17 protein-coding genes are annotated in these 22,436 nt (G+C 67.4%); 1 reads left to right on the top strand and 16 read right to left on the bottom strand.

The features are described from left to right. Positions 1–85: 85 nt before the first annotated feature. From fadD32 to AB0L97_RS23135, 14 genes are all read right to left on the bottom strand, one after another. Entirely contained in the window at positions 86–1,999 is a 1,914-nt protein-coding gene (gene fadD32, locus AB0L97_RS23200; protein WP_355073128.1) for a long-chain-fatty-acid--AMP ligase FadD32, read from the bottom strand. A gap of 190 nt (positions 2,000–2,189) precedes the next feature. Continuing rightward, entirely contained in the window at positions 2,190–3,233 is a 1,044-nt protein-coding gene (locus AB0L97_RS23195; RefSeq protein ID WP_356963344.1) for an LLM class F420-dependent oxidoreductase, read from the bottom strand. 170 nt (positions 3,234–3,403) lie between these two features. Next, on the bottom strand, positions 3,404–4,390 hold the full coding sequence (locus AB0L97_RS23190) for a cutinase family protein (protein WP_355073131.1): 987 nt from the start codon (positions 4,388–4,390) through the stop codon (positions 3,404–3,406). Further along, positions 4,387–4,884: a DUF732 domain-containing protein gene (locus AB0L97_RS23185; RefSeq protein WP_355073133.1), complete on the bottom strand. Its 498-nt coding sequence runs from the start codon at positions 4,882–4,884 to the stop codon at positions 4,387–4,389. The genes AB0L97_RS23190 and AB0L97_RS23185 overlap by 4 nt, the downstream gene beginning before the upstream one ends. A gap of 630 nt (positions 4,885–5,514) precedes the next feature. Next, entirely contained in the window at positions 5,515–7,314 is a 1,800-nt protein-coding gene (locus tag AB0L97_RS23180) for an alpha/beta hydrolase-fold protein (RefSeq protein WP_364432997.1), read from the bottom strand. Between the two features lie 222 nt (positions 7,315–7,536). Next, entirely contained in the window at positions 7,537–8,577 is a 1,041-nt protein-coding gene (locus tag AB0L97_RS23175) for an alpha/beta hydrolase family protein (protein WP_364432897.1), read from the bottom strand. A gap of 882 nt (positions 8,578–9,459) precedes the next feature. Next, positions 9,460–10,521, bottom strand: a complete 1,062-nt coding sequence (locus AB0L97_RS23170; RefSeq protein WP_364432894.1) for an alpha/beta hydrolase family protein — start codon at positions 10,519–10,521, stop codon at positions 9,460–9,462. Positions 10,522–10,827: 306 nt separating this feature from the next. Then, positions 10,828–11,895, bottom strand: coding sequence for an alpha/beta hydrolase family protein (locus tag AB0L97_RS23165; protein ID WP_355073141.1), 1,068 nt, complete (start codon positions 11,893–11,895; stop codon positions 10,828–10,830). A 229-nt stretch (positions 11,896–12,124) separates the two neighbouring features. Continuing rightward, complete coding sequence (gene zomB, locus AB0L97_RS23160; RefSeq protein ID WP_364432994.1) at positions 12,125–14,065, bottom strand: flagellar motor control protein ZomB; 1,941 nt, start codon at positions 14,063–14,065, stop codon at positions 12,125–12,127. Positions 14,066–14,069: 4 nt separating this feature from the next. Continuing rightward, positions 14,070–14,996 carry a decaprenyl-phosphate phosphoribosyltransferase gene (locus tag AB0L97_RS23155; protein ID WP_355073143.1) on the bottom strand — a complete coding sequence of 309 codons (927 nt, stop codon included), beginning with the start codon at positions 14,994–14,996 and terminating at the stop codon, positions 14,070–14,072. A 1-nt stretch (position 14,997) separates the two neighbouring features. After that, complete coding sequence (locus tag AB0L97_RS23150; RefSeq protein WP_355073744.1) at positions 14,998–15,558, bottom strand: phosphatase PAP2 family protein; 561 nt, start codon at positions 15,556–15,558, stop codon at positions 14,998–15,000. A 74-nt stretch (positions 15,559–15,632) separates the two neighbouring features. Then, positions 15,633–17,567, bottom strand: coding sequence for a glycosyltransferase (locus AB0L97_RS23145; RefSeq protein WP_356963503.1), 1,935 nt, complete (start codon positions 17,565–17,567; stop codon positions 15,633–15,635). Between the two features lie 7 nt (positions 17,568–17,574). Continuing rightward, on the bottom strand, positions 17,575–18,801 hold the full coding sequence (glf, locus tag AB0L97_RS23140) for a UDP-galactopyranose mutase (RefSeq protein ID WP_356963340.1): 1,227 nt from the start codon (positions 18,799–18,801) through the stop codon (positions 17,575–17,577). 244 nt (positions 18,802–19,045) lie between these two features. Beyond that, positions 19,046–19,768, bottom strand: coding sequence for an SDR family oxidoreductase (locus AB0L97_RS23135; protein WP_364432887.1), 723 nt, complete (start codon positions 19,766–19,768; stop codon positions 19,046–19,048). Positions 19,769–19,875: 107 nt separating this feature from the next. On the opposite strand from AB0L97_RS23135, the gene AB0L97_RS23130 reads away from it, so the two are divergent. Then, positions 19,876–20,508 carry a helix-turn-helix domain-containing protein gene (locus AB0L97_RS23130; protein ID WP_355073149.1) on the top strand — a complete coding sequence of 211 codons (633 nt, stop codon included), beginning with the start codon at positions 19,876–19,878 and terminating at the stop codon, positions 20,506–20,508. A gap of 50 nt (positions 20,509–20,558) precedes the next feature. Here AB0L97_RS23130 and AB0L97_RS23125 read toward each other — a convergent pair whose 3' ends face one another. Continuing rightward, complete coding sequence (locus AB0L97_RS23125) at positions 20,559–21,317, bottom strand: MerR family transcriptional regulator (RefSeq protein ID WP_364432882.1); 759 nt, start codon at positions 21,315–21,317, stop codon at positions 20,559–20,561. Positions 21,318–21,368: 51 nt separating this feature from the next. Then, a complete protein-coding gene (locus tag AB0L97_RS23120; protein ID WP_355073154.1) occupies positions 21,369–22,346 on the bottom strand; it encodes an EamA family transporter in 978 nt (325 codons plus the stop codon). Positions 22,347–22,436 lie beyond the last annotated feature (90 nt).

Raw genomic sequence — 22,436 nt, 5'->3', positions numbered from 1 at the left:
GTACCGGGCGTACCGTGTTTGATGCTCGGCGCTCGAGAAGCTCGGCGCCGAGCGTCGATGGTCGGTCCGAGGCCGCCCCTGGCAATTACTCTTCCGGTGCATCGGGGAAAGCCTGCTGGGTGTAACCACCCCGCAGCGTTCCCTCCAGATAGGCCGCCCGGCAGGCGCGGCGGGCGATCTTGCCGCTGGAGGTGCGCGGGATCGATCCCGCTGGCACCAGCAGCACGTCTCGAACGGTCACGCCGTGGCGCTGGGAGATCGCCGCGCGCACCGCGTCGGCGATCGGCAGCGGATCGGCCTTGCCCGCACCGGGACCGCGCTCACCCACGATGACCAGCTGCTCGGACGCGTCGTCTGCGTCGAACTGCAGGCCGGAGTGGCTGCCCTGCTCGAACACCTCGGCCGGGAGCTGGTTGGCGGGCACCGAGAACGCCGCCACGAAGCCGGGACGCAGCGCGGTGCTGGCCTCCTGCGCGGAGAACTCGAGATCCTGCGGGTAGTGGTTGCGACCGTCCACGATCACCAGGTCCTTGACCCGGCCGGTGATGTAGAGCTCGCCCTCGAAGTACACGCCGTAGTCGCCGGTGCGCATCCAGTTCGCGTCCGGCTCGGTGCCCTCGGCGTGGCTGCCTTCGGACAGGCGCTCGGTGACCTTGTTCTGGAACGTCGCCGCCGTCTCGTCGGGACGGCCCCAGTAGCCGATGCCCATGTTGTTGCCGTGCAGCCAGATCTCGCCGACGTGCCCGTCGGGCACCTCGCGACCGCCGCCCGACTCCACCGACTCCGGATCGATGATCGTCGCCCACTGCGAGAGCGCGATGTAGCCGCAGGACACCTGCGCGATCGCGTTCTCGTGACCGGGGTCGACCTTCACCATGCGGCCCGCGTTGAGTTCCCTGCGGTCGACGTAGGTGACCTTGGCCTCGTCCTCGGCCTTGGTGGCGGAGACGAACAGCGTGGCCTCGGCCATGCCGTAGCAGGGCTTGATGGCGGTCTTGGGCAGCCCGTAGGGGGCGAACGCCTCGTTGAACTTCTTCATCGACGAGGTGGTCACCGGCTCACTGCCGTTGATCAGGCCGATGACGTTCGACAGATCCAGCGACTCGCCGTTCTTCGGCAGACCGCGCGCCGCGGCGTGCTCGAAGGCGAAGTTCGGTGCGGCGGCGAAGGTTCCGGCGCCGTCGGAAACCGCGGCCAGCTCCTTGATCCACCGGTAGGGGCGGCGCACGAACGCGCTCGGCGACATGATGGTGATGTACTTGCCGCCCACCGCGGGCAGGATCACCGTCAGCAGGCCCATGTCGTGGAACAGCGGCAGCCAGGTGACGCCGCGTGAGTTCCAGTCCAGGTTGATCGCGTCGACCATCTGCAGCAGGTTGGTGCCCACCGCGCGGTGCGTGATCTCCACACCCGCGGGCACCCGGGTGGACCCCGAGGTGTACTGCAGGTAGGCGATGTCGTCGATCGCGATGTCCGGGCGCACCCAGCTCTCGCCGACGCTGTCGGGAATCGCGTCCACCGCGATGATGCGCGGGCGCTGGGCGGCGGGCAGCGAGCGGAAGAACTGCCGGACCCCGGCCGCGGAGGAGCTCGCGGTCAGGATGGCCGAGGGCTCACAGTCGCCGAGCACCGCGTGCAGGCGATCGGTGTGGCCCGGCTCGTCCGGGTCGAACAGCGGGACCGAGATGGTGCCCGCGTAGATCGCGGCGAAGAAGGAGATCACGTAATCCAAGCCCTGCGGCGCGAGGATCGCGACCCGGTCACCCGGGTTGGTCACCTGCTGCAGTCGAGCGGCCACCGCGCGCAGCCGAATACCGAACTCACGCCACGTCAACTCCTGCGCCTCACCGTCGCGCTCGCGCGAGTAGTCGATGTAGCGATACGCCAGGGTGTTCGCGTCGTTCCGGGTGTGCTTCTCGACGTGATCAACCAGGGTGTGATCCTCGGGAATGCGGATGTTCCCGGTTTCGTCCAGGTAGTCGTCGAAAGTCTCTTCCATTCCTTCTTCTCCTCCGAGGCACACGCAGCAAGACGGCGAGATCGCCGCTTTTACCTGTGAGGCCCCGACTCGCTTTCGCCCGCGGGTGCTCCAAGTGCAGAGCCAGCCTGCAGATTTTGTGCGGTCTGCGCGGTGACCGCTTATCGGCTAGATGTACTCAAACCAGAGTCATGTTACAGAGAAGACCGGCTCACTCGTCCCGCAGCAGGGGAATAACGGGGGCGAACGCGTCCATCTGGGTGGGGAATACACCGACATAGGACATCGAGGTGAGCTGCCGCACACGGCGGATCTGCTCGGCGATCTCCTCGAATGTTCCGATCGCCACGTAGGGCGAGTTGAGGATGTCCTCGACGGACAGCTGCACATCGACCTCCAGGTTCGGGTGCAGTCCCCGGTCCAACGCCGACAGCGCCATCTCCGCGGTCTTCTCGCGATCGTCGGTGATCACGATGGCGGTGATGGCCCAGTTCAGCTCGATGTCGGCGAACCGGTCACCGGCGGCCTCCTTGATCAGATTCACCTTTTCCACGGCCTTCTCGATGGTGATACCGGAGAGCAGGCCCTTGCCGTTCTTGGTGGTCACGGGAACGACGGAGACGATGTCGGCGTGCTTGGCGGCCAGCCGCAGCATCTTCGGACCGCCGCCGCCGGTGCAGATCGGGGGGCGTGGGCCCTGCCGCGGCCGTGGGGTCCCCTTGACGCCGCGGACCTGGTAGTGCTTGCCCTCGAAGGTGCACTCCTGGCCGCGCAGCAGCACGTCGAGAATGGTCAACGACTCGTCCAACTTCTCCAGTCGGACACCGGGCGACTCGTACGGGATGCCCGCGTTCTCGAACTCCTCCTTGATCCAGCCCGCGCCGACGCCGACCTCGAGCCTGCCCTTGGACAGCACGTCGATGGTCGCCAGATCCTTGGCCAGCACGACGGGGTGGCGGAAACCGTTCGCCAGCACCGACGTGCCGAGCCGGATCTTCTCGGTGGCCTGGGTCAGCGCGCCGAGCGCGGCGATCGGCCCGATCTGCTCACCGAGGTGGTCGGGCACCACGAAGGTGTCGAAGCCGTACTCCTCGGCCTGCTGAGCGGTCTGCACGAACTTCCGCGCGCCGCCCTCCTGCTTGTTTCCTTCCCCGGCCGCCGCGAAGCGGAACGGGCGCAACGGAGTGCCCAGCGCGGACAACGCAGCATCCGCGTCACGGCTCGCCGTGGTGGCCGGTGCGGCGGCTTCTGTCATGAACTCATGCTCCTGGCTGTAAGGAAAATACGGGCGCGACGCCCGCTTCGGGTCCGCGCTGGGGTGGTGCCCGGCGTCGCGATCACCAGCGCACTTTACAGCGTGCTACCCAACTCGAGTTGCGCTTGTCACGCCAATCGGGTGCGGGGTATCTCACGGCCTGTGAATTTTCACGAATGAGCCGGATGCGGCGCTGTCTCGATGAGTCCGGCCGCCCAGTTCGCCGTCCACTGCGTCGCGGTGTTGCCGTCGCCGTCGACGACGAAACTGTTGTAGAGGGTGTGCACCGGGTTTCCCGCGGCCCGGACCAGCGTGTTCACGCTGCCCAGGATGTTCCACGGACTCAGCGCCTCCCGGGGTGCGTCGCAGATCAGATCGCCGGGCGCGCACATGGTGTAGGTGCGACCGGCCAGCGTGCCGAAGCCCCCTTGACGCGGACCGGTCATCGTGATGCCGGGCACGTTCAACCCCTTCAGCGCGACTTCGGCACCCACACCCGGCGGCGGGGTGCCGATCTGGATCGCCTGGCCCGGGCCGTTGTCGCCGGTACGGCGTCCGTCGGCGATCAACGTCACGCCCAGCACCAGATCGGCGGGCACCGGGCCCGCGCCCGCACCGATCTGCGCGGCGACGTCACCCGCGATCACCGCGCCCTGGGAGAACCCCGCGAGCACGTAGGTGGTCAGCGGGCACTCCTGGTGCCGCGCGGCCATGGCGTCGACCATCCGCTGGGTGCCCTCGGATCGGCTGTTGTTGTACGACTGCTGGCCGTCCGGCGGGATCGCGATCGGATTGGAGAACTGCGCGACGTACGGAACGGTGTACACGTCCACCCGCTCGCTCGGGAACCGCTGGGTGATCGGGCCGGAGACGTTGAGCATCAGCGACACCGGGTTGGCGGTCGGATTGTGCGGATCGTCGGCGCTGTTCGACTCCCACGTGCCGGGCACCGAGATCATCTGCACATCCGGACAGCTCGCGGGCTGCGACGTCGGGCGTTCCGGCGGTTTCGGCCCGGGGCCGGGCGGGCGCAAACGCCCTGCTAGCAGGTACCACAGCAGCAGGACCACCAGGATGATCAGCAGGATGCCGCCGATCACGAGCAGGCATCCCGCCGGCTTGGACCGGCGGGAGGTCGAACGGACGCGCGAACTCACTGGCAGTACGTGGCGCGAGCGGTGGAGATGTAGATCTGCCCGGCCTTCTCCACCGGCATCTTCGCCGGGTCGAAGGACGGATCCGAACCTGCCATGGCGTTGACGAAGGTCATCAGATCCTGATCGGACGCGCCCGCGGCGGTGCCCTGGCAGACGTACGCGCCGATGCTCAGCGCGATGTCCGGGCTTGACGGGGTGACACCCTGCTTGGCCAGCTCATCCAGGAACTTCTTGTCCTTGTCGGTGAGCTTCGAGGTGTCCGCGGGCGGGACGGCTTCGGTCGGCACCGGCTGCGGACGCTCGGGCGCCACCGTCGTGGTGGGCTGCTCCGGCGCGGGAGCGGGCTGGCCGGTTTCGGCGGGTGTCGAAGCGACCGGCGACGTGGTCGCCGCCGCTGCCGTCGTGGTGCGGGTAGGCGATGGCGTGCTCGTCGCGGTCGAATCATTGTCGCCGCACGCGGCGAGCAGGCCGGTTGCGGCAATCGCCACAACCACGCCGAATACCTTTCCACGGGTCCGATGCATGAATTCTTGTCCTCGATCTGTCACTGAGCGGGGTCGGGTCGCCCACCAGGCTAGCTGGGTCCGATTTGCAGCGCCTGCGGCGCTGCGTGTTCGCGGCCCCTTTATGGCTCGCGTCCGAGCGACCGCCGCTGGCGACTTCGTCGCGGACGCGGCGGCCGCTCGGACGCGAGCCGGGCCGCGAACGGCGCATGCTCGGTCTCGCTTCGCTCGAAACCGGGAGCTGCGCCGACGTGCTCGTATACATGTCAGCTCACCAACCGATGCATGCTTCCCGGCACTTGGCCAAGGCCCGACGCACAACTTCCATCTGGCCGGGCGGGCGACGCCGTAGCCGCCGAACTGGCCGAACCGAACCAGGTGGCGCACTCGCGGCAGCTGCCGATGCGGCCGACACAGGTCGCAAGGCGGGTGATGGTCCACCCGCCGACGACAGCGGAGCGAACACTGTGTGCGCTGCGCTGACCGAGCCGGGACCGGCAACCCATTCGTGCGGTCGATCCGGAAGCCGCGCACGACCTGACCGCAGGCGCATCCGCTAACACGTGGCGCGGGTCGGGCAGGTCGGGTGAGAGCGCGCGGGCTGCCGTGCACCGGTCGCACTCAAAGCGCGTGCAGTTCCGGTTTGCCGTCGCGCAGCGTGATGAAACCTCCCTGGAAGTTCTGCTGCACGCCGTCCGAGATGGGGAACTCGTCGCCGGTGGGGAAGCCGAGTTTGCCGTTCTCGTAGCCGGCGTCGCGCCAAGCATCCAGTATCGGGCCGTTGCGGACCGCCCAAGCGCCGGACATCGGGCTCCAGTAGATGGTCCCGCCTTCGAATCGGCTGAAGCGGCCCGCGTCCTTCACCGTCTGCTCTTCGGCGACCGGGAAGCCGAGCGGACTGTTCTCGAAGCCCAGCTGGGCGTACTTGCCGAGGATCAGGCCTTGGACGCGGTGCACGCCGGTGGCCTGGCTGTAGTAGAACGGACCGTTCTCGAAGGCTTGCACGGCGCCGTCGCGACTCGGTGTCTTGGCCTCCGGCGCTGTCGGGTAACCGGCGGGACCGCGTTCGAACCCCTGCTTGCCCCACTCGTCGTAAATTGCGCCACGCACCATTTGAGCTCCGGTCTGCGGCGTCCAGTACAGCGCGCCGTGCTGGAAGGCCTGGAACCGGCCGCGGCCGTCCTCCAGCGCGCGTTCCTCGCCCGTCGGCAGCCCGAGCGGTCCGGTAGGTCCTCCCGCCGCCTGGTAACCGGGCCCGAATACGCCGCCGACCGGGTAAGCGCCACTGTCCGGCGTGAAGAACACCCGGCCGCCCTTGAAGTCCTGCGCGGTGCCTCCTGCCACGGCGTACTCCCCGGTGAGGCAGTCACCGAGCCAGCCCGCCGCGGCTGCTACCGGGCCGATCGCGCCGCCCGGCTGACAGGCGGGCTTGCCCTGATCGACACCGAGCGCGGACGCGGCCTGGGTCCAGGACTGACGCATCTCGAAGTCCCAGTACGGCCAGGAATGGGTGCCGGACGGGCGATAGTTCACCTGCGCGGGAATGGCCAGCTTGGACAGCTTGGTCACGAAGTTCTGCGAAGTGAGCCGGGAGAGGATCTCCAATCCCATGCCCGCGATGTTGGTGCTCACCCCAGGAATGCCGAGGGCGTGGTCATAGGGACCGATCGCGCCGCTGCCGCTGGAGACGTAGAGACTGACTCCTCGCAGCTTGTCGGCCAGCACGTACGGGTCGTGCGCCTCCCACTCCGGGTCCGTCTGCCTGCCCCACATGGCGGCGGAGTCGAAGCCGCCCGCATCCCGCATGGCGAACTCGATGGCCTGCGGCATGCCCAGCGTCGTCGTGGTCAGGAAGCCCGAATACGACGCGGCGTGCCGTACGAAGCCCGGATTGCGGGCGGCGAGGAACATCGCGGCCGTGCCACCCATCGAGAGGCCTTCCACGCCCCGCACGGGTGTCGCACGCCAATGACTCTCCAGCAGCGGCGGAAGCTCCTTGGTGAGAAAAGTCTCCCACTTGTAGGTACGGCCGTTGTCCGGCTGGAGCCAGTCGGCGTAGAAGCTGGCCTGCCCACCCACCGGCAGCACCACGGTGACGTTCTTGTCGGCGAAGAAATCGACCGCCCCCGCCTCCTTCGTCCAGCCGCTCTCGTCGTCGGTCGCGCGCAGACCGTCGAGCAGGAACAGGACGGGGAATCTGGCCTCCGGGTGGGCGTTCCAGTCTCTGGCCAGCAGCAACTGGACCTGGATCGGCACTCCCATGGACGGCGAGGTCACCCACAGCGCGACGCGACGGTCGCTGAGCCACTGCACCTTCTCCAGCGCGGGCGCGGCCACGGCCGCCGCTGGCTCCGCGACGGCGGGAGCCTCGACGGACACGCTCGCGGCTAGCGGGATCACCATCGTGGCGGCGACCAGCATGAGCCGCTCGCGTGCCGAACGCGCGACGAGACGCCCGCGTATGCCACAGCTACCGCGTGTAATCCCTGCCACAAAAGCTTTGTACTCCCGTTATAGCGACGTTTACGGGAGACACGCGCTGCACAGCAAACAATGTTCGCTGTCACGCGATCATAGCTGCCCCCGAACGCAATTCAGGCCGCACCGAATCGGTGCGGCCTGAATGCGACGAGGTGGATCAGATCACCAGGCGCCGGTGGCGTCCAGGATCATGTTGCGCGAGGCGAACAGCTCGCCCTCCCAGTACTTCCAGGAGTGGGTGCCCGCGGCCGGGAAGTCGAAGCGGGCCGGGATACCCAGCGAGTTCAGGCGGGCCTGGAACGCGCGGGTGTTCACCAGCGACAGGGCCTCCAGCGCCATCCCGTTGCCGGTGTTGAACACGCCGACCGCCGAGTTCGGCTGGTCGTACTGACCCGGCAGGCCGCTGGCGGCCGAGATGTACATCGGCAGGCCGCGCAGCTGCGGCGCGAAGACGAACGGGTCCATCCGCAGCCACTGCGAGCTCCACGGCGCGGCCATCGCGTCGACGTTGTAGCGGCCCGCGTCCAACATCGCGATGCGGATCGCCTCACGCATACCCGGCGCGGAGATGTTCAGGTAGCCCGAGTAGGAGGCGGCGAACTTGAACTGGTCGCGGTGGTAGGCCGCGAGAGCCAGCGCCGCGCTACCGCCCATGGACAGGCCGACGACCGCGTTGTTGGTGCGCGAGACGCCGTAGCCCTCCAGGAAGGCGGGCAGCTCCTTGGTGAGGAAGGTCTCCCACTTGTAGGTGGTCTTCTGGCCGTTGGTGTTCGACGGCGCGTACCAGTCGGTGTAGAAGCTGGACTGGCCACCGACCGGCATCACCAGAGTGATGTTGTCGTTGCCGAACTGCTGCAGCGCGTTGGTCTCGAACGTCCAGGCGTTGCGGTCGTCGCGGGCGCGCAGACCGTCGAGCAGGTACAGCGCCGCGTTGCCGCCGCGTGCGGCCCACTGCACCTGCACCTTGATCGGGCCCATGCTGGACGGGACCATCAGGTCCTCGAAGCCGCCCGCGGGCGCCCGCAACACCGGCGTGTGCACCGACGGCGCCGCTGCGGCGAGAGTCGGGGTTGCCAGGCCTGCGGCGATCGGTAGCGCCAGCGCGGCGGCACCGACAGCCAGAATTCGATTACGCCAACCGCGAGCCGCGCCTCGCCGTCCCGACTGTGTTCTCTTCGGCGCGGCCGCCCTGCCGAAACGCATGAATCCTGCTCTCTTTCTGCTGTTGTGGTGCCACTCGCCGCCCGAGGGGCGAAGCGGCACCCGTGTTGCCAACGAGACGCGCGTCACGGACATGGTCCCGACAATCCGATACCCATGACGGCGCTACAACGATCTGGTCACACTTGCGCTCGCTGGACGATATTCGACGCCCCCCGCTTTAGCAAGATCCGGGGCTTTCCACTGGCCGAAATCCATCCGTTCACGCAAGGTAATGGTGCGGTGACCTTATCGCGTTCTCGCGGTGATGTCGTGTTGGAACGCAAGATATTCGCGCTCCTGGCGGGAACTGTCACCGACCCGAGATCTTCGCAATCCCGACACCTCCAGCGGCCTCCCCGCAGGCCCTCGGCGCCTCCGAGCAACGAGGCAGAGGCCACCCAGACCAGTGACCGAACCGTGATCGGAACCGAGATCTGCCGTGATAGCCACAGATGCAACTTCGGGCAAACAGCCCCGAGCACCGTTGACCACACTACAGCGATCATGCAGCAAACATTGGGTCGGATGCCCGGACTTCCCCCGCGCCGCCCCCGCATAACCCCCTACTACCTACCCCCACTCCCCCAAGCTGGCGGCCCCGAGAACGCCTCCCTGTTCAAAACGGCCACTACGCAGCCCCCAACGGCCAGGAAGACAACTGCACAAACCGCGAACAAATGCCCCCGCCAATCCCCCCGCACACCAGAAAGCGCAAGTTTCCCACACACTGACCCCCCGGGTGCGAGTCTTACGAGCGCCGTTCGCGGCCCGGCTCGCGCCAGAGTGGACGAAGCGCATGCGCCGCAGGCGCGAGTCTCGTCCGCTCTGACGCGAGCCATAGGGGGCCGCGAACACGCGGCGCCGCAGGCGCCGCCAAAAGATTCAGCCGATGTTCGCCGACATATCCGGGATCATTCGCATGGCCTCGTCAGCCCAGTTGTTCCAGGCGTGAATACCGAACGGCGGGAAGGAGTAGACGGCGTTGCCGCCACCCAAGGTCGCCATCCGGACCTGGAACGCGCGAGTGTTCGCCAGCGCCAGGCTTTCCAGCCCCATGCCGTTGAGGGTGCCGAAGCTCGGCGGGTCGCCGGCCGAGGGCAGTCCGCTGGCCGCGGCGATCCACAGGCGGGTGCCGTTGCGGATCAGGTTGGGCGCGAACACGAAGGGGTCCATCCGCAGCCACTGCGGGCTCCACGGCGGCGCCATCGCGTCGACGTTGTAGCCGCCCGCGTCCAGCATGGCGGCGCGGATGGCCTCCCGCATACCCGGCGCCGAGTTGTTCAAATAGCCGGAGAACGACCCCGCGAAGCTGAACTGGTCCGGGTGGTAGGCCGCCAGGGTGAGCGCCGCGCTACCGCCCATCGACAAGCCGAAGGCGCCGTTGCGGTTGGGGTTGAACCCCAGCCGATCGCGCAGCGCCCAGCGCAGGTTGTTGGTCAGGAAGGTCTCCCACTGATACCGGTAGCTCTTGCCGGGCCCGCCCGCGAACCCGTCCAGCCCGCCGGAACCGGTGCTGGAGCCCGCGCCCGCCGGGACGCCGAAGAACTCGCTCGGCGCGATCCAGTCGGCATAGAAGCTCGACATGCCACCGACCGGCATGACCACGTTGATGTTCTGGCTCGCCAGGACTTGCGGGATGTTGGTCTCGATCTCCCAGCCGTTCAGCGTCTCCGGCGCCCGCATGCCGTCCAGCACATAGGCGACGCGATTGGTGTTGCCGTCGGCGGCACGCAGGATCCGGGTCTTGATCGGACCCATGCCGGAATCGACCCAGAAATCGAAGGCCGCGGGGTCGAACGCCGCCGACGCCGTGGCGCCCACGCCCGCGACGGTCGCCCCGAGCGGCAGCAGCATCGCCGCGGCGATGCCGAGGGCGGACCGCCGCAACCACGAACCGGCTACTCGGGGCCTCTGGGGCCAGCGCTTCCCGCGCGCACTACGCATCACATCGACCTTTCCCTCAGGCGGCCCGGTCTGGCAAACTATTAGCAATCCCAACCGGCCCCTCGTCGGACACCAAGACGAGACGCCCACCAAGAAACCGGACGAATCGACCTTGGTGCATGCTGTTCGGGTATCAATTGGAAACGAATGCCTTCATGTTGCTGGATGGTGATCCAGACCACAACTACCGAAGCCGTTTTCTCTTCGTATTCGTTGCCGAAGTACCCGCGGACGACCGGGTAAACGCCGAAAAGGCCGCTCCGCGCCGATGGCGCGAAACGGCCTTTCCTCGCTATGGCCGGGCTACTACCCGATGTTCGCGGACAGATCCGGGATCATCCGATAGACCTCATCGGCCCAGTAGTTCCAGTTGTGCACACCCACGGCCGGGAAGTCGTAGGTGACATTGTTCGCGCCCAGGGTGAGCATGCGAACCTGGAAGGCGCGGGTGTTGGCCAGGGCCAGCGTTTCCAGACCCATCGCGTTGAGCGTGTTGAAGCTGATGCCGTCCGCCCCGCTGGGCAGACCACTACCGGCGGAGACCCACAGGCGAGTGTTGTTCGCCTTCAGTCGCGGCGCGAACACGAACGGGTCCATCCGCAGCCACTGCGGGCCCCACGGCGGCGCCATCGCGTCGATGTTGTAGCCGCCTGCGTCCAGCATCGCCACGCGCAGCGCCTCACGCATACCCGGCGCGGAGATGTTCAGGTACCCGGAGTACGAACCGGCGTAACGGAACTGGTCGGGGTGGTAGGCCGCCAGAGTGAGGGCGGCGCTGCCGCCCATGGAGAGACCGAAGATGCCGTTGCCGTTCGGGTTGAACCCGAGGCGGTCGCGCAGCGCCCAGCGAAGGTTGTTGGTGAGGAAGGTTTCCCACTTGTAAGTGCTGGTCTTGCCCGGTCCGCCAGCGGAACCGGTCAGCAGGCCGGAGCCGGAGTTCGCCGAACCGGTGGAGGACGAGCCCGCGCTGCCGAGGCCGAAGAAGTCGCTCGGGCCGTTCCAGTCGGCATAGAAGCTGGACTGGCCGCCGACCGGCATGACCACGTTGATGTTCCACTTGGTCAGCTCGCGCGCGACCTCGGTATCGATCTCCCAGCCACTGAGGTCGTTGCGCGCCCGCATGCCGTCCAGCGCGTACACCACGCGGCCGGTGTTGCCATCGGCGGCGCGGAAGATACGCGACTTGATCGGCCCCATTTCGGAGTCGACCCAGAAATCCATGCCATCCGGATTGAACGCGGCGGACGCCGGGGCGGCAGGGCCTGCCACCGACACCCCGAGCGGTAGCAGAACTGCCAGCGAAACCAGCATGGACCGCTTGAGCCAGGAACCCGCTCTTCGAGAATTAAGACGACGCCCGATCACGCCTCGCATCAGTTTGAACCTTTCGTTTGCACAGCGACAGCGGCAAGCCGTCCACACGGTAACCCGTCGATGCCCACGACCGGTGGACGCCAGGCCGGGCATACGGTCGTAGCGTATATCGGTATCGACACGGTGGCGTTACCAAAAAGAGATAAAGCGGCGTACGCCACTTTATCTACCTCGCACAATGGGGCCATTGGGCCCACCGTGCCCGATGGGCCCAATGTGATTCACGGGATCAGCGCTGCGCGACCGGTTGCGGGAAGGGATCGACCAGTCCGCACCGCTGGATCTCGTACTTCGGGACGCGATCGATGCGGTACTTCGCGAACCGCAACGCGTTGCGCAGGTTGTGCCGGAAACGCTCGAAGGTGAGCGGATCGCGGTAGGAGATCAACAACGCCTGGGTGTCCGGGCAGGACATCGCGGTGCGCGCCTGGGCGACCCACTTCTCGTCCAGGTACCAGGGCATCCACGGTTTCTTGTCCACCATGCCGGTATCGACGACGACCCAGTCCGGGTACAGGCTCTTGTCGTGGCCGATCCGGCCGTCGGTGAGCCGGTCGGTGTGCGCGGCCAACGGGTAGGCCAGACCCATCGGATCGATCACGGGCACGTCCAGCGGAACGTTCATGCTGGTCATGCCGAGATTCAGGAAGTAGACCGTGTGCCCGGCGCCGCCGTCCGGAATCGGCTGGGGCGGCGGAGCGATGTACCAGAACATGAACGACGGCGAGTTGAGCAGCAGACCGCCGTCCGGAGTGCCGGTGATGTCGTTGACCATCGCGCGGATGCGCGGGTAGTCCAAGTAGTCCTCGGCCAGGATCGGGTGGTCGTGCCCGGTGTTGAGCACGTAGTAGACGCGCTCGTCGACGATTCCGGTCGAAGTGATCTTGGTGCCGGTCTTGATCGCGGTGGTGTTCGCCGCGAACAGCGCCCACCCCGCGACGCCGACGAATGCCACCGCCAGCGCCGCGTAGGACCAGTCGGCGGCGGTGGCCGCGCGCACACCGCCCTGCGGCGCCCGGATCGGAATGACCGCGACCGGGAGCAGGAACAGGAACAGCTGGGGCAACAGCATTCGGCCGTGCATGAAGTCGCCGCCGACCCGAAGCGCGTAGATGGTCAGGAGGAACCCGCTGGCCAGAACCGAAGCGACCACAGCGCCCGGCGAGCGCAACCACTCCCGGATCCGGCCGATCGACCAGCCACGCGCGTCTTCGTTTTCGGCACGCGCGTTCCGAGTCGCACCCGTGCGAGCGGCGAGCACACCGGCGATCAGCAATACCAGCAGCGGCGCCCACAGGAAGTACGGACCGACGAGGTCCCAGAGGTAGGTGAAGCCCTGCCCCCACTTGGCGCCGCCCGCGTCCTTCGCGACGGCGGTGTTCGGGTAGGGCAGGCCGTAGTAGCCCATCCGCCAGATCTGGTAGCCCAGCGGCACCAGTCCGGCCACCGCGACGATCACCGCGCGCAGCACGATCGGCCGCAGCCTGCTCTCGGGCATGGGCGCGCAGAAGATCATCAGCAGCGCGAGCGCGCCGACCAAGGTCATCTCGGGCCGGATCAGGGGGGCCAGCCCGGCGAGGAAGACCAGGCCGAGCAGGCCGGGCAGGCGCACCGACTTGGCCTGGCTCCAGCGCATCAACTGCCACCACAGCAGGCCGATCCAGCAGATCACCAAGCCGCTTTCCAGACCCGAGGTGGCGTAGTCGCGGGCCGGGGGCAGTGCGATGTAGACCAGCACGCCCGCGGGCAGCAACAGCCCGGTGCGGGTCCCGCCCCACAGGCGCGCCGAGCCGAGCATGGCGAACACGACCGCGGCCAGCGAGACGGTGAGCGCGACGCCGAGCACCACGTACTCGAGCCGCGCCTGGGTCAGCCAGCTGAAGAACCAGACCAGGTAGGTCCACGCGGTGCTGGTGTTGGTTTCGACGCGCTCGCCCTCGTTGAAGACGGGGCCGTTGCCCGCCAGCAGGTTGCGCACCGTGCGCAACACGATGAGACCGTCGTCGGCGATCCACCGCCGCTGCCAGCCCCCGACCGCGAAAAGAACAACGGTGAGCGTGATCCCACCGACGAACGTGGCTTTGGACAGACGCGCGAACCGCGACGCGGAGCCGGACGACTCATCGGCCGACCGCTCCGCCGCGTATTCCGTTCGCTCCGCCACCAGCATCTCGTCAGGTGAGATAGACAGCGACACCTACCGCTCCGATCCAGGCGATTGCGAGGAACTGCAGGACGCGGTCCCCCAGCGCGATCTCTTCCGGCTCCCCGGCCTCGCCCCCATCGACGTCGACCGCGTAACGCAGGATTGCGATGGTAAACGGGACCATCGAGATCGCGAACCAGTTGGTGTCCTTGATGCCGTCCTGCTGGAACGCCCACAGCCCGTAGAAAACCACCACCGCCGTCGCGGCCAGCGTCCAGATGAAGCGCAGGTAGGTGGGCGTGTAGTACTCCAGCGACTTGCGGATCTTGGCGCCGGTGCCCAGCGCGATCTGCAGCTCCGCGTAGCGCTTGCCCGCCGCCATGAACAGCGAGCCGAAGGCCATGATCAACAGGAACCACTGCGACAGCTCGATGTCGGCCGCCGCGCCACCGGCGACCGCGCGCAGCAGGAAGCCGGAGGACACGATGCAGATGTCCAGCACGGCTTGATGCTTGAGTCCGAAGCAGTAGGCCAGCTGGATGCCGATGTAGACCGTCATCACCACGGCGAGATGCCACGAGGCGAGGAACGAGCCCGCGATCGACCCGGCCAGCAGCAATGCCGACAGCAGGTAGGCCAGGTTCACCGGGACGACGCCCGCGGCGATCGGCCGGAACCGCTTGGTCGGATGCGCCCGGTCGGCCTCCACGTCGAGCGCGTCGTTCACCAGGTAGATGCCCGATGCCGCCATGCAGAACACCACGAAGGCGATGCCGACGTGCGCGAGCACGTCCACGTTGGTCGCCGTGCCCGCGGCCAGCGGAGCGGCGAGCACCAATACATTCTTGACCCACTGCCGCGGACGGACTGCCTTGAACAGACCGCCGGCCAGCGTCTTGGGCGGGCCCTTGACTACCGCCTCGGCCAGGTCGGCGCCGGTCGGCTCTTCACTCATGTCAACGAAGGCTCTTTCTTGTGCGGTCATTGTCGAGTCTCTTTTCGGCGGCGAGCAGGGCGGCGGCGGACGCGGCGCCGAGCGCGGAACCGGCGAGCACGTCGGTGGGGTAGTGCACCCCGAGGACCACCCGCGAAAGCAGCATCGGGGGGACGAGCACCGCAGGCAAGGGTAGCCCGGTCAATCTGCCGAGCAACACGGCCGCTGCCGTCGTCGAGGTCGCATGCGAGGACGGGAAACTGAGTTTGCTCGGCGTCCCCACGTTGACCTGCACCGACGGATCGTTCGGGCGCGGACGGCGAACGACGCGCTTGATGACGATCGAGGCCGCGTGCGCGCCGACCGCGCCGACCGCGACCCCGGCCCATTGTCTGCGCCGCGGCTTGTCCACCAGCCAGCCTGCGGCGGCGATGCCGACCCAGCCGAGCGCGTGCTCGCCGAAGTGCGACAGGCCACGCGCGGCGGACACCACGGCGGGCTTGCTACCGAGGGTGGCCTGCACCGCGTTGATGATCGCGACCTCCGGCGGCGCCTGCCCGGCAGGCGCGGGGTGCGCGGACACCGGGCCACCGTGACCGTTGGCGCTGTGCAGCGGCGGCTGCACCGCCGCGTCGTCGGCGGCGCTCGCTCCGAGACTCACTGCTGCTCATCCTTCGTGTCGATGCCGAAGACCTTCTCCCACGCCGCGGTGCTGGTCAGCTGCGGGTGGGCGGCGCGGTAGCGCTGCTGCATCTCCGGGAAACGGGCGGCCAGCTCCTTGCGCAGGCGCATGGCTTCCTTGAACAGGCCGAGCGCCTGGCGGGGGTCGCGCTTGCGGTAGACGACGCCGCGGCCGTCGGCCGTGGTGACGGTGACGCCGTCGACCTGCGAGAGCAGGAACCAGCGCGCGTCCAGCGTCGGCACGTTCAGCTGCGGGGTCTCGTGGTGTTCGGTGCGCGCGGAGCGGAAGTTGTGCACCACGCCCTTGGCCAGCCGAGCCACCTTGGCGATCGGATTGGCCGGCTCACCGACCGCCCCGACGCCGATGTGGCTGGCCAGCGGCAGTTCGGTGGACGAGGGCAGGATCACCGCGTCCGGATACTGCTTGCGCAGCTCGTGCACCGCCCCCAGAGCGCTGGGCAGTAGCTGGAACAGTCGTTCCGGGCCTGCGAGGAAATCGCGGATGGCGAGGTTCTGGATCGCGACCGTCGAGTACTCCAGGCACAGCAAATGCTTCAGCGTCGCCTTGATCGTGTTGACGACCATGCCGCGCCCGTTGCCCGGCAGGTGCAGCGAGGCGACGACCAGGCGATTGCGCAAGTGGAAGTACGCCTGCCAGTCGATGGCGTCGTCCTTGTCGCTCCAGGCCATGTGCCACACCGCCGCGCCGGGCAGCGTGACGGTCGGGTACCCGGCCGCGCGAGCACGCAAGCCGTACTCCGCGTCGTCCCACTTCAGGAACAGCGGAAGCGGCTGGCCGAGCTCCTCGGCGACGCGCCGCGGGATGACACAGGTCCACCAACCGTTGAAGTCGACGTCGATGCGCCGGTGCAACAGCTTCGAGTTGTCCCGGTCCTTGAGCGGGTACTTCGAGAAATCGTGGTCGTACTCGACGTTCGGCGCCGCGGTCCACATGAAGATGCCGCGATCGACCACTTCGCCCATGACGTGCAGGTGCGAGCGCTCCTGCAGGTTGAGCATCTGGCCGCCGACCAGCACCGGCGACTTCGCGAAGCGGGCGAAGGCCAGCGCGCGCAGGATGGAATCCGGCTCGATCTCGATGTCGTCGTCCATGTAGACGATGTACTCGGCGTCGGTGGTCTTCAGTGCCTCGTACATGACCCGGCTGTAGCCGCCGGACCCGCCGAGGTTGGGCTGGTCGTGGATGGAAAGGCGATCCCCGAGCGCGGCCGCCGATTCCGTGAAGCCGGGCTCGTCGACGACCTTCTTCGTGCCCTGGTCCGGGATGATGACGGCCGCGATCTTCTCCAGCACCAGCGGGTCGGAGCCGAGTGCGGCGAGCGTCTTCACCGCGTCGGTGGGCCGGTTGAAGGTGGGCATGCCGACCGCGATGCTGCCCTCTCCGGGCGCCTCGATCGGCGCGTACCAGCCGCCCGACAGCAGCGTGACCGCCGTGTCGGTGGTGATGTCGAACCAGATCCAGCCGCCGTCCTCGAACGGGCCCAGGTCGGTCTCGAATTCGACGACCACCGAGTCGGCGCCGGTCGCGACCGCGAATTCCTTGCCCTGCACGTGGATTCGCGAGCCGTCGGCCTTGGATCGGTACACGTCCACCCGGCCGTGACCGGCCAGTTCCAGCCGCAGCACCACCGAAGACAGGATGCTCCAGCGCCGCCAGTAGCTCGCGGGCAGGGCGTTGAAGTACGTGCAGAAGGAGACCTCGGACTCCGCGCCGATCGACAGCGACGTGCGGGTGGTCGCGTGCGCGCGCCTGGCGTTGGTCTGCGACTCCTCGACGTAGAGCGTGCGCACGTCCAGCGGCTCGCCCGGCCGCGGCAGGATGATGCGCTGCAACAGCGACTTGGCGCGGGTCTCGGTGGTCATGTCTTCCAAAATGGATTGGGAGGTCATTCCGCTCCTAAGCCTCCTGGTCCACGAGCGGCGCACCATCCGCCAGATGCGGGTGCAGCACGTTGTCGAACGTGCTCAGCGCGCTGCCGATCGCCATGTGCATGTCCAGGTACTGGTAGGTGCCGAGACGGCCGCCGAAGACGACCTTCGCCGTGGCGGTCTCCTGCTTGGCCAGCTCCCGGTAGGCCAGCAGTTTCGCCCGGTCCTCCGGTGTGTTGATCGGGTAGTACGGCTCGTCGCCGGTCTGCGCGAATCGGGAGTACTCCCGCATGATCACCGTCTTGTCGGTGGGGTACTCGCGCTCGGGGTGGAAGTGGCGCGGCTCGATGATGCGGGTGTAGGGAACGTCCGCGTCGTTGTAGTTCATCACCGAGGTGCCCTGGAAGTCGCCGAGCGGCAGCACCTCGGTCTCGAAATCGATGGTGCGCCAGCCCAGCTCGCCTTCGCTGTAGTCGAAGTAGCGGTCCAGCGGGCCGGTGTAGACGACCGGCGCGTCCGGGCTTTCGGCGCGCAACTGCTCGCGCACTTCGAACCAGTCGGTGTTCAAGCGCACCTCGATCAGGTCGGAGGCGGCCATGTTCTCCAGCCACTTCGTGTAGCCCTCGCGGGGCAGGCCCTCGTAGGTGTCGTTGAAGTAGCGGTTGTCGAAGGTGTAGCGGACCGGGAGGCGGGTGATGTTGCCCGCGGGCAGTTCCTTCGGGTCGGTCTGCCACTGTTTGGCGGTGTAGTCGCGGACGAACGCCTCGTAGAGCGGGCGGCCGATCAGCGAGATGGCCTTCTCCTCGAGGTTCTGCGCGTCCTTGGTCTCGATCTCCGAGGCCTGCTCCGCGATCAGCGCGCGCGCCTCTTCCGGCGAGAAGTAGCGGCCGAAGAACTGGGAGACCAGGCCGAGGCCCATCGGGAACTGGTAGGCCTGTCCCTTGTGCATCGCGAAGACGCGGTGCTGGTAGCCGGTGAACTCGGTGAACTGGGTGACGTAGTCCCACACCCGCTTGTTCGACGTGTGGAACAGGTGCGCGCCGTACTTGTGGATCTCGATCCCGGTTTCCGGATCCGGCTCGGAGTAGGCGTTGCCACCGATGTGGTGGCGCCGTTCGATCACCAGAACCCGTTTACCCAGCACGGAGGCGGCGCGTTCGGCAACGGTCAGCCCGAAGAATCCGGAGCCGACGACGATCAGATCGAACTGTGAGGCGGAATGGACGGAGGTACCCGGGGACGATGCGACGGTCACGGGAGCCCAGAGTATCGGAAGTCCCCGCCGCGTCCGGGTGGAGTCGGAACTGCGCTCAGCGACACCACTCGCCGCACCCGGTTTCACCTCCCTGACCTCGGTATTTCGCCGGATGTTTGCCCAAATGGACTTCTTTGGCAACTGACCGGTTGTTTACTGCCGCGGCCCAATGAGCGCGCACGGCTCCGGGTGCTCCCGGCCGCCGGAGCCGGTGTGCGCTCGAGTGATCTTCTCGGGACGGGTCTCAGACCGGGAAACCTACGTCGAGCTCCACCTTGTCCCGCTCGGTGTACAGCCGCCAATAGTGATCGCCGAGTTCGTCGCCGCTCATACGGACGATCTCCAGGCCCGCCGGGATCACTTCCGGATTCTCATCGATGATCTGCGCGGCTTTGCTGCCGTCGATCAGCACGCCGATGTTGAGCAAGCCGACGTAGACGCCGGTACCCCGCAATTCCACCTCGAGCTGGCGCAGGTAACCGCGCTGCGCGGCCAGGGCGATGCCGAAGTTGGCCAGATAGGGCGCCACGTAGTGCTCGGACGAACCCGAGGAGAACAGCAGCGCGCCTTCGCCTCGCTCCACCATCTTCGGCGCGAGCGCGCGCGTCACCATGATCGGCGAGTGCAGCTTCAGCGCGATGGGCGCATCGAGGGACGGGATGTCCACCGACAGGGTGTCAGGGATGCGATCGCTCATGTTGCCCGCCGCGCCGTGCATGGCCGCGTCGATCGGCCCGAACGTCGCCTCGATCTTCTCGATCACCCCCGTGACCTGCGCGCCAACGGTGACATCCGCGGGAAAGGCCGCGGCCTCGATGCCTTCGGCCGTCAACTCCTCCGCGTGCCGCCGCGCCTTTTCGGGATCCCGGCCGATGACGGCCACCCGGAAGCCTTCGCGCCCGAATCGGCGTGCTGTGCCGACGCCGAGGCCGGGTCCGTATCCGAAGATCGCGATGGTCTTGGACATTGCCACTCCTGTTAAGTTGAGACATGGTTCAAGTTATGCGGTGACGCTAGCATTAAGTTGAACCAATGCTCAACATATGCGTGTTGCCCGATTTGTAGGATCGGCCCGTGGACAAGCCGTTACGCAGCGATGCCCAGCGCAATCGGGACGCGCTCGTGACCGCCGCCCGCGCCGTCTTCGAGGAACGCGGTCTCGACGCGCCGCTGAAAGAGATCGCCGCCCGCGCCGGGGTGGCCATCGGCACGCTCTACAACCGCTTCCCGACCCGCGACGACCTCATCGCGGCCGCGGTCGAGGACCGGATCGAAGCGGGCAGCCGTATCGCCGAGAACGCGCTCGCCATCGATGACCCGTGGGAGTCGTTCGTCTACCTGGTGGAGCAGGTGTGCGCTTTGCAGGCCGCCGACCGGCTGCTCAGCGAACTCGCCGTGCGGGCCGCGCCCAGTCCTGCCATCGCGCAGGCCCAGGAATACGGCCACGGCCTGATGCGCCGGATCATCACCCGCGCGCAGGAGGCCGGCGCGCTGCGCGCCGACTGGGTACTCGAGGACATCGCCTTCATCACCTGGTCACACACCAGAATCGTCGAGGCGACCAGTCACATCGCCCCCGAAGCCTGGCGGCGCCACCTCGGTCTGATACTCGACGGCCTGCGCGCGGAGGCCGCCCACCCGCTTCCGGTGCCTCCGATCACGGAGCACCAATTGATGCACGCGCTCGGCCGCGACGACGAAAGTTGATCCGGCGGCCGGTACGCGCACATGCGTACCGGCCGCCGGAGAGTTGTGCTCTACAGCCGCTGCTCGGCGTAGACCTTCATCGCGTCGCGCACGAACTCGGCGGTGCCCGCGCCGTGCACGTCGTAGTTCGCCGCGAAACGCGGGTCGGCGACGTACATCTCGCCGAGGTTGACGAACGCCTCTCGCACCACCGGGCGACCCTGCCAGCCGATGCCGATCCAGTCGTAGTGGCGCTGGACGATGGCCTGCACCTCGTCGGCGTCGGGCGCGAGTCCGTCGGCGTGCGCTCGGCCGTAGTCGGCGGCGATGTCGAGATGGGTTTGCTGGAAGTTCTTCTTGTCCGCGTCGGACATCGAGCGCCACCAGCGGTCACCGCTCTCGTAGGCGTCCTTGCCCCAGCGTTCGATCACCTCGTCCTTGTACTTCGTGTGGTCGAAGCCGTCGAAAACTTCTGCTGCCACGAGTTGTTCACCTCTTTCCGTCTTGTGCAGCGTGGTTCGCACCGACTCGATCTGCCGCCGGATCCGATCCTGTTCCTGCCGGAGCAGTTCCAGGTGCGTACGCAACGCGGCGGCGGTTTCCTGCTCTCCGGCAAGGACTTCGGCGATGACCGGAAGGCCGAGGCCGAGGTCACGCAGCAGCAGGATGCGTTGCAACCGCACGAGGGAGTGCTGGTCGTAGTACCGGTAGCCGTTGGCTCCGATCCGGCTGGGCGGCAACAGCCCCAACTGCCCGTAATGGCGCAGCGTACGACTGGTGGTACCGGCCGCCTTCGCCAGATCCTGGATGGACCACTCCTTGCCGCCCACGACCCGTCTTCCCTCGTGCTCTCGTCGGTGCAACCAGCTTGCAAGTTGACGTTACGTCAAAGTCAAGACCTTCTCCGGCGAGGTTTCGGTGCCCAGCGCAACGCTGGAGTCGCCAGCCGGAACGGGCGCGGGCTGAACCGGTTCCTTCGGCGCGCCGACCGCTTGGCCGAGCAGCGTGCTGCCCAGCGCGATCGCCATGCCGGCCATCTGGAGCGTGGTGAGCGCTTGCCCGAGCACGACCCATCCGATCACCGCGGCCGACACCGGGCTGAGCAATCCGAGGAAGGCCACCGAGGTGGCGGGCACTCGCGCTATGCCGCGGAACCAGAGCCAGTACGCCACCGCGGTCCCGATCACGCCGAGGTACAGATAGCCGCCGACCGCTTCCGCGTCCAGCGCGGGCGGGGCGCCTTCCACCAGCAGCGCGAGCGGAGCGATGAAGAGACCACCGGCGGTCAGCTGCCAGCCGGTGAGCGTCAGCGGGCCGACGCCGTCCGGTCGACCCCACTTCTTGGTCAGAACGGTGCCCATCGCCATCGACGCCGCGCCCGCCAACCCCGCGACCACCCCGACGACGTCGAGTTGCGCGTCGGCCCGCAGCACGACCAGCGCCACGCCGAAGACGCCGACCACCCCTGCGAACAACTTGCGCGCACCGGGATTCTCGCTCAGAGCCACGGTCGCGAAGGCGAGCGCGAACACCGGTGCGACCGCGCCGAGCACGCCCGCGACGCCCCCTGGCAGCCGGTAGGCGGCCAGGAACAGCAGCGGGAAGAACGCACCGATATTGAGCGCGCCGAGCACCGCCACCCGGCCGATCCACCGGCCGCGGGGGAGAACTCGCGTGATCGCGAGCAGCGCGAGTCCAGCGGGTAGGGCGCGCATGAGCGCGGTGAACAACGGGCGGTCCGGCGGCAGGAACTCGGTGGTGACGGCGTAGGTGGAACCCCAGACGATCGGGGTGAGCGAGGTGAGCGCCAGGGTGGCCGCGACCGAAGCCTCGGCGGGCCCCGCGGTGCGTGTCGTCATACTTGACTCCTCATTGATAATCTCAACGTTGAAATACTTACCCGTCGAGTTGCCTCAGCGTCAAGTAGATGAACGTTGAGATTATTCCTG

The sequence above is a fragment of the Nocardia sp. NPDC051911 genome, assembly GCF_040681035.1.
GTDB classification, from domain to species: domain Bacteria; phylum Actinomycetota; class Actinomycetes; order Mycobacteriales; family Mycobacteriaceae; genus Nocardia; species Nocardia sichangensis.
Note: the sequence above shows the minus strand (reverse complement) of the source record. Positions and strands in the feature narration are given on the sequence as shown.

Bases quoted from the DNA above. Each gene is read 5' to 3' on its own strand.
- AB0L97_RS23165 (WP_355073141.1), bottom strand. From the start codon at position 11,895: ATGCGAGGCGTGATCGGGCGTCGTCTTAATTCTCGAAGAGCGGGTTCC.
- zomB (WP_364432994.1), bottom strand. From the start codon at position 14,065: ATGCTGGTGGCGGAGCGAACGGAATACGCGGCGGAGCGGTCGGCCGAT.
- AB0L97_RS23175 (WP_364432897.1), bottom strand. From the start codon at position 8,577: ATGCGTTTCGGCAGGGCGGCCGCGCCGAAGAGAACACAGTCGGGACGG.
- AB0L97_RS23120 (WP_355073154.1), bottom strand. From the start codon at position 22,346: ATGACGACACGCACCGCGGGGCCCGCCGAGGCTTCGGTCGCGGCCACC.
- AB0L97_RS23135 (WP_364432887.1), bottom strand. From the start codon at position 19,768: ATGTCCAAGACCATCGCGATCTTCGGATACGGACCCGGCCTCGGCGTC.
- AB0L97_RS23180 (WP_364432997.1), bottom strand. From the start codon at position 7,314: ATGCTGGTCGCCGCCACGATGGTGATCCCGCTAGCCGCGAGCGTGTCC.
- AB0L97_RS23155 (WP_355073143.1), bottom strand. From the start codon at position 14,996: ATGAGTGAAGAGCCGACCGGCGCCGACCTGGCCGAGGCGGTAGTCAAG.
- AB0L97_RS23145 (WP_356963503.1), bottom strand. From the start codon at position 17,567: ATGACCTCCCAATCCATTTTGGAAGACATGACCACCGAGACCCGCGCC.
- fadD32 (WP_355073128.1), bottom strand. From the start codon at position 1,999: ATGGAAGAGACTTTCGACGACTACCTGGACGAAACCGGGAACATCCGC.
- AB0L97_RS23170 (WP_364432894.1), bottom strand. From the start codon at position 10,521: ATGCGTAGTGCGCGCGGGAAGCGCTGGCCCCAGAGGCCCCGAGTAGCC.
- AB0L97_RS23195 (WP_356963344.1), bottom strand. From the start codon at position 3,233: ATGACAGAAGCCGCCGCACCGGCCACCACGGCGAGCCGTGACGCGGAT.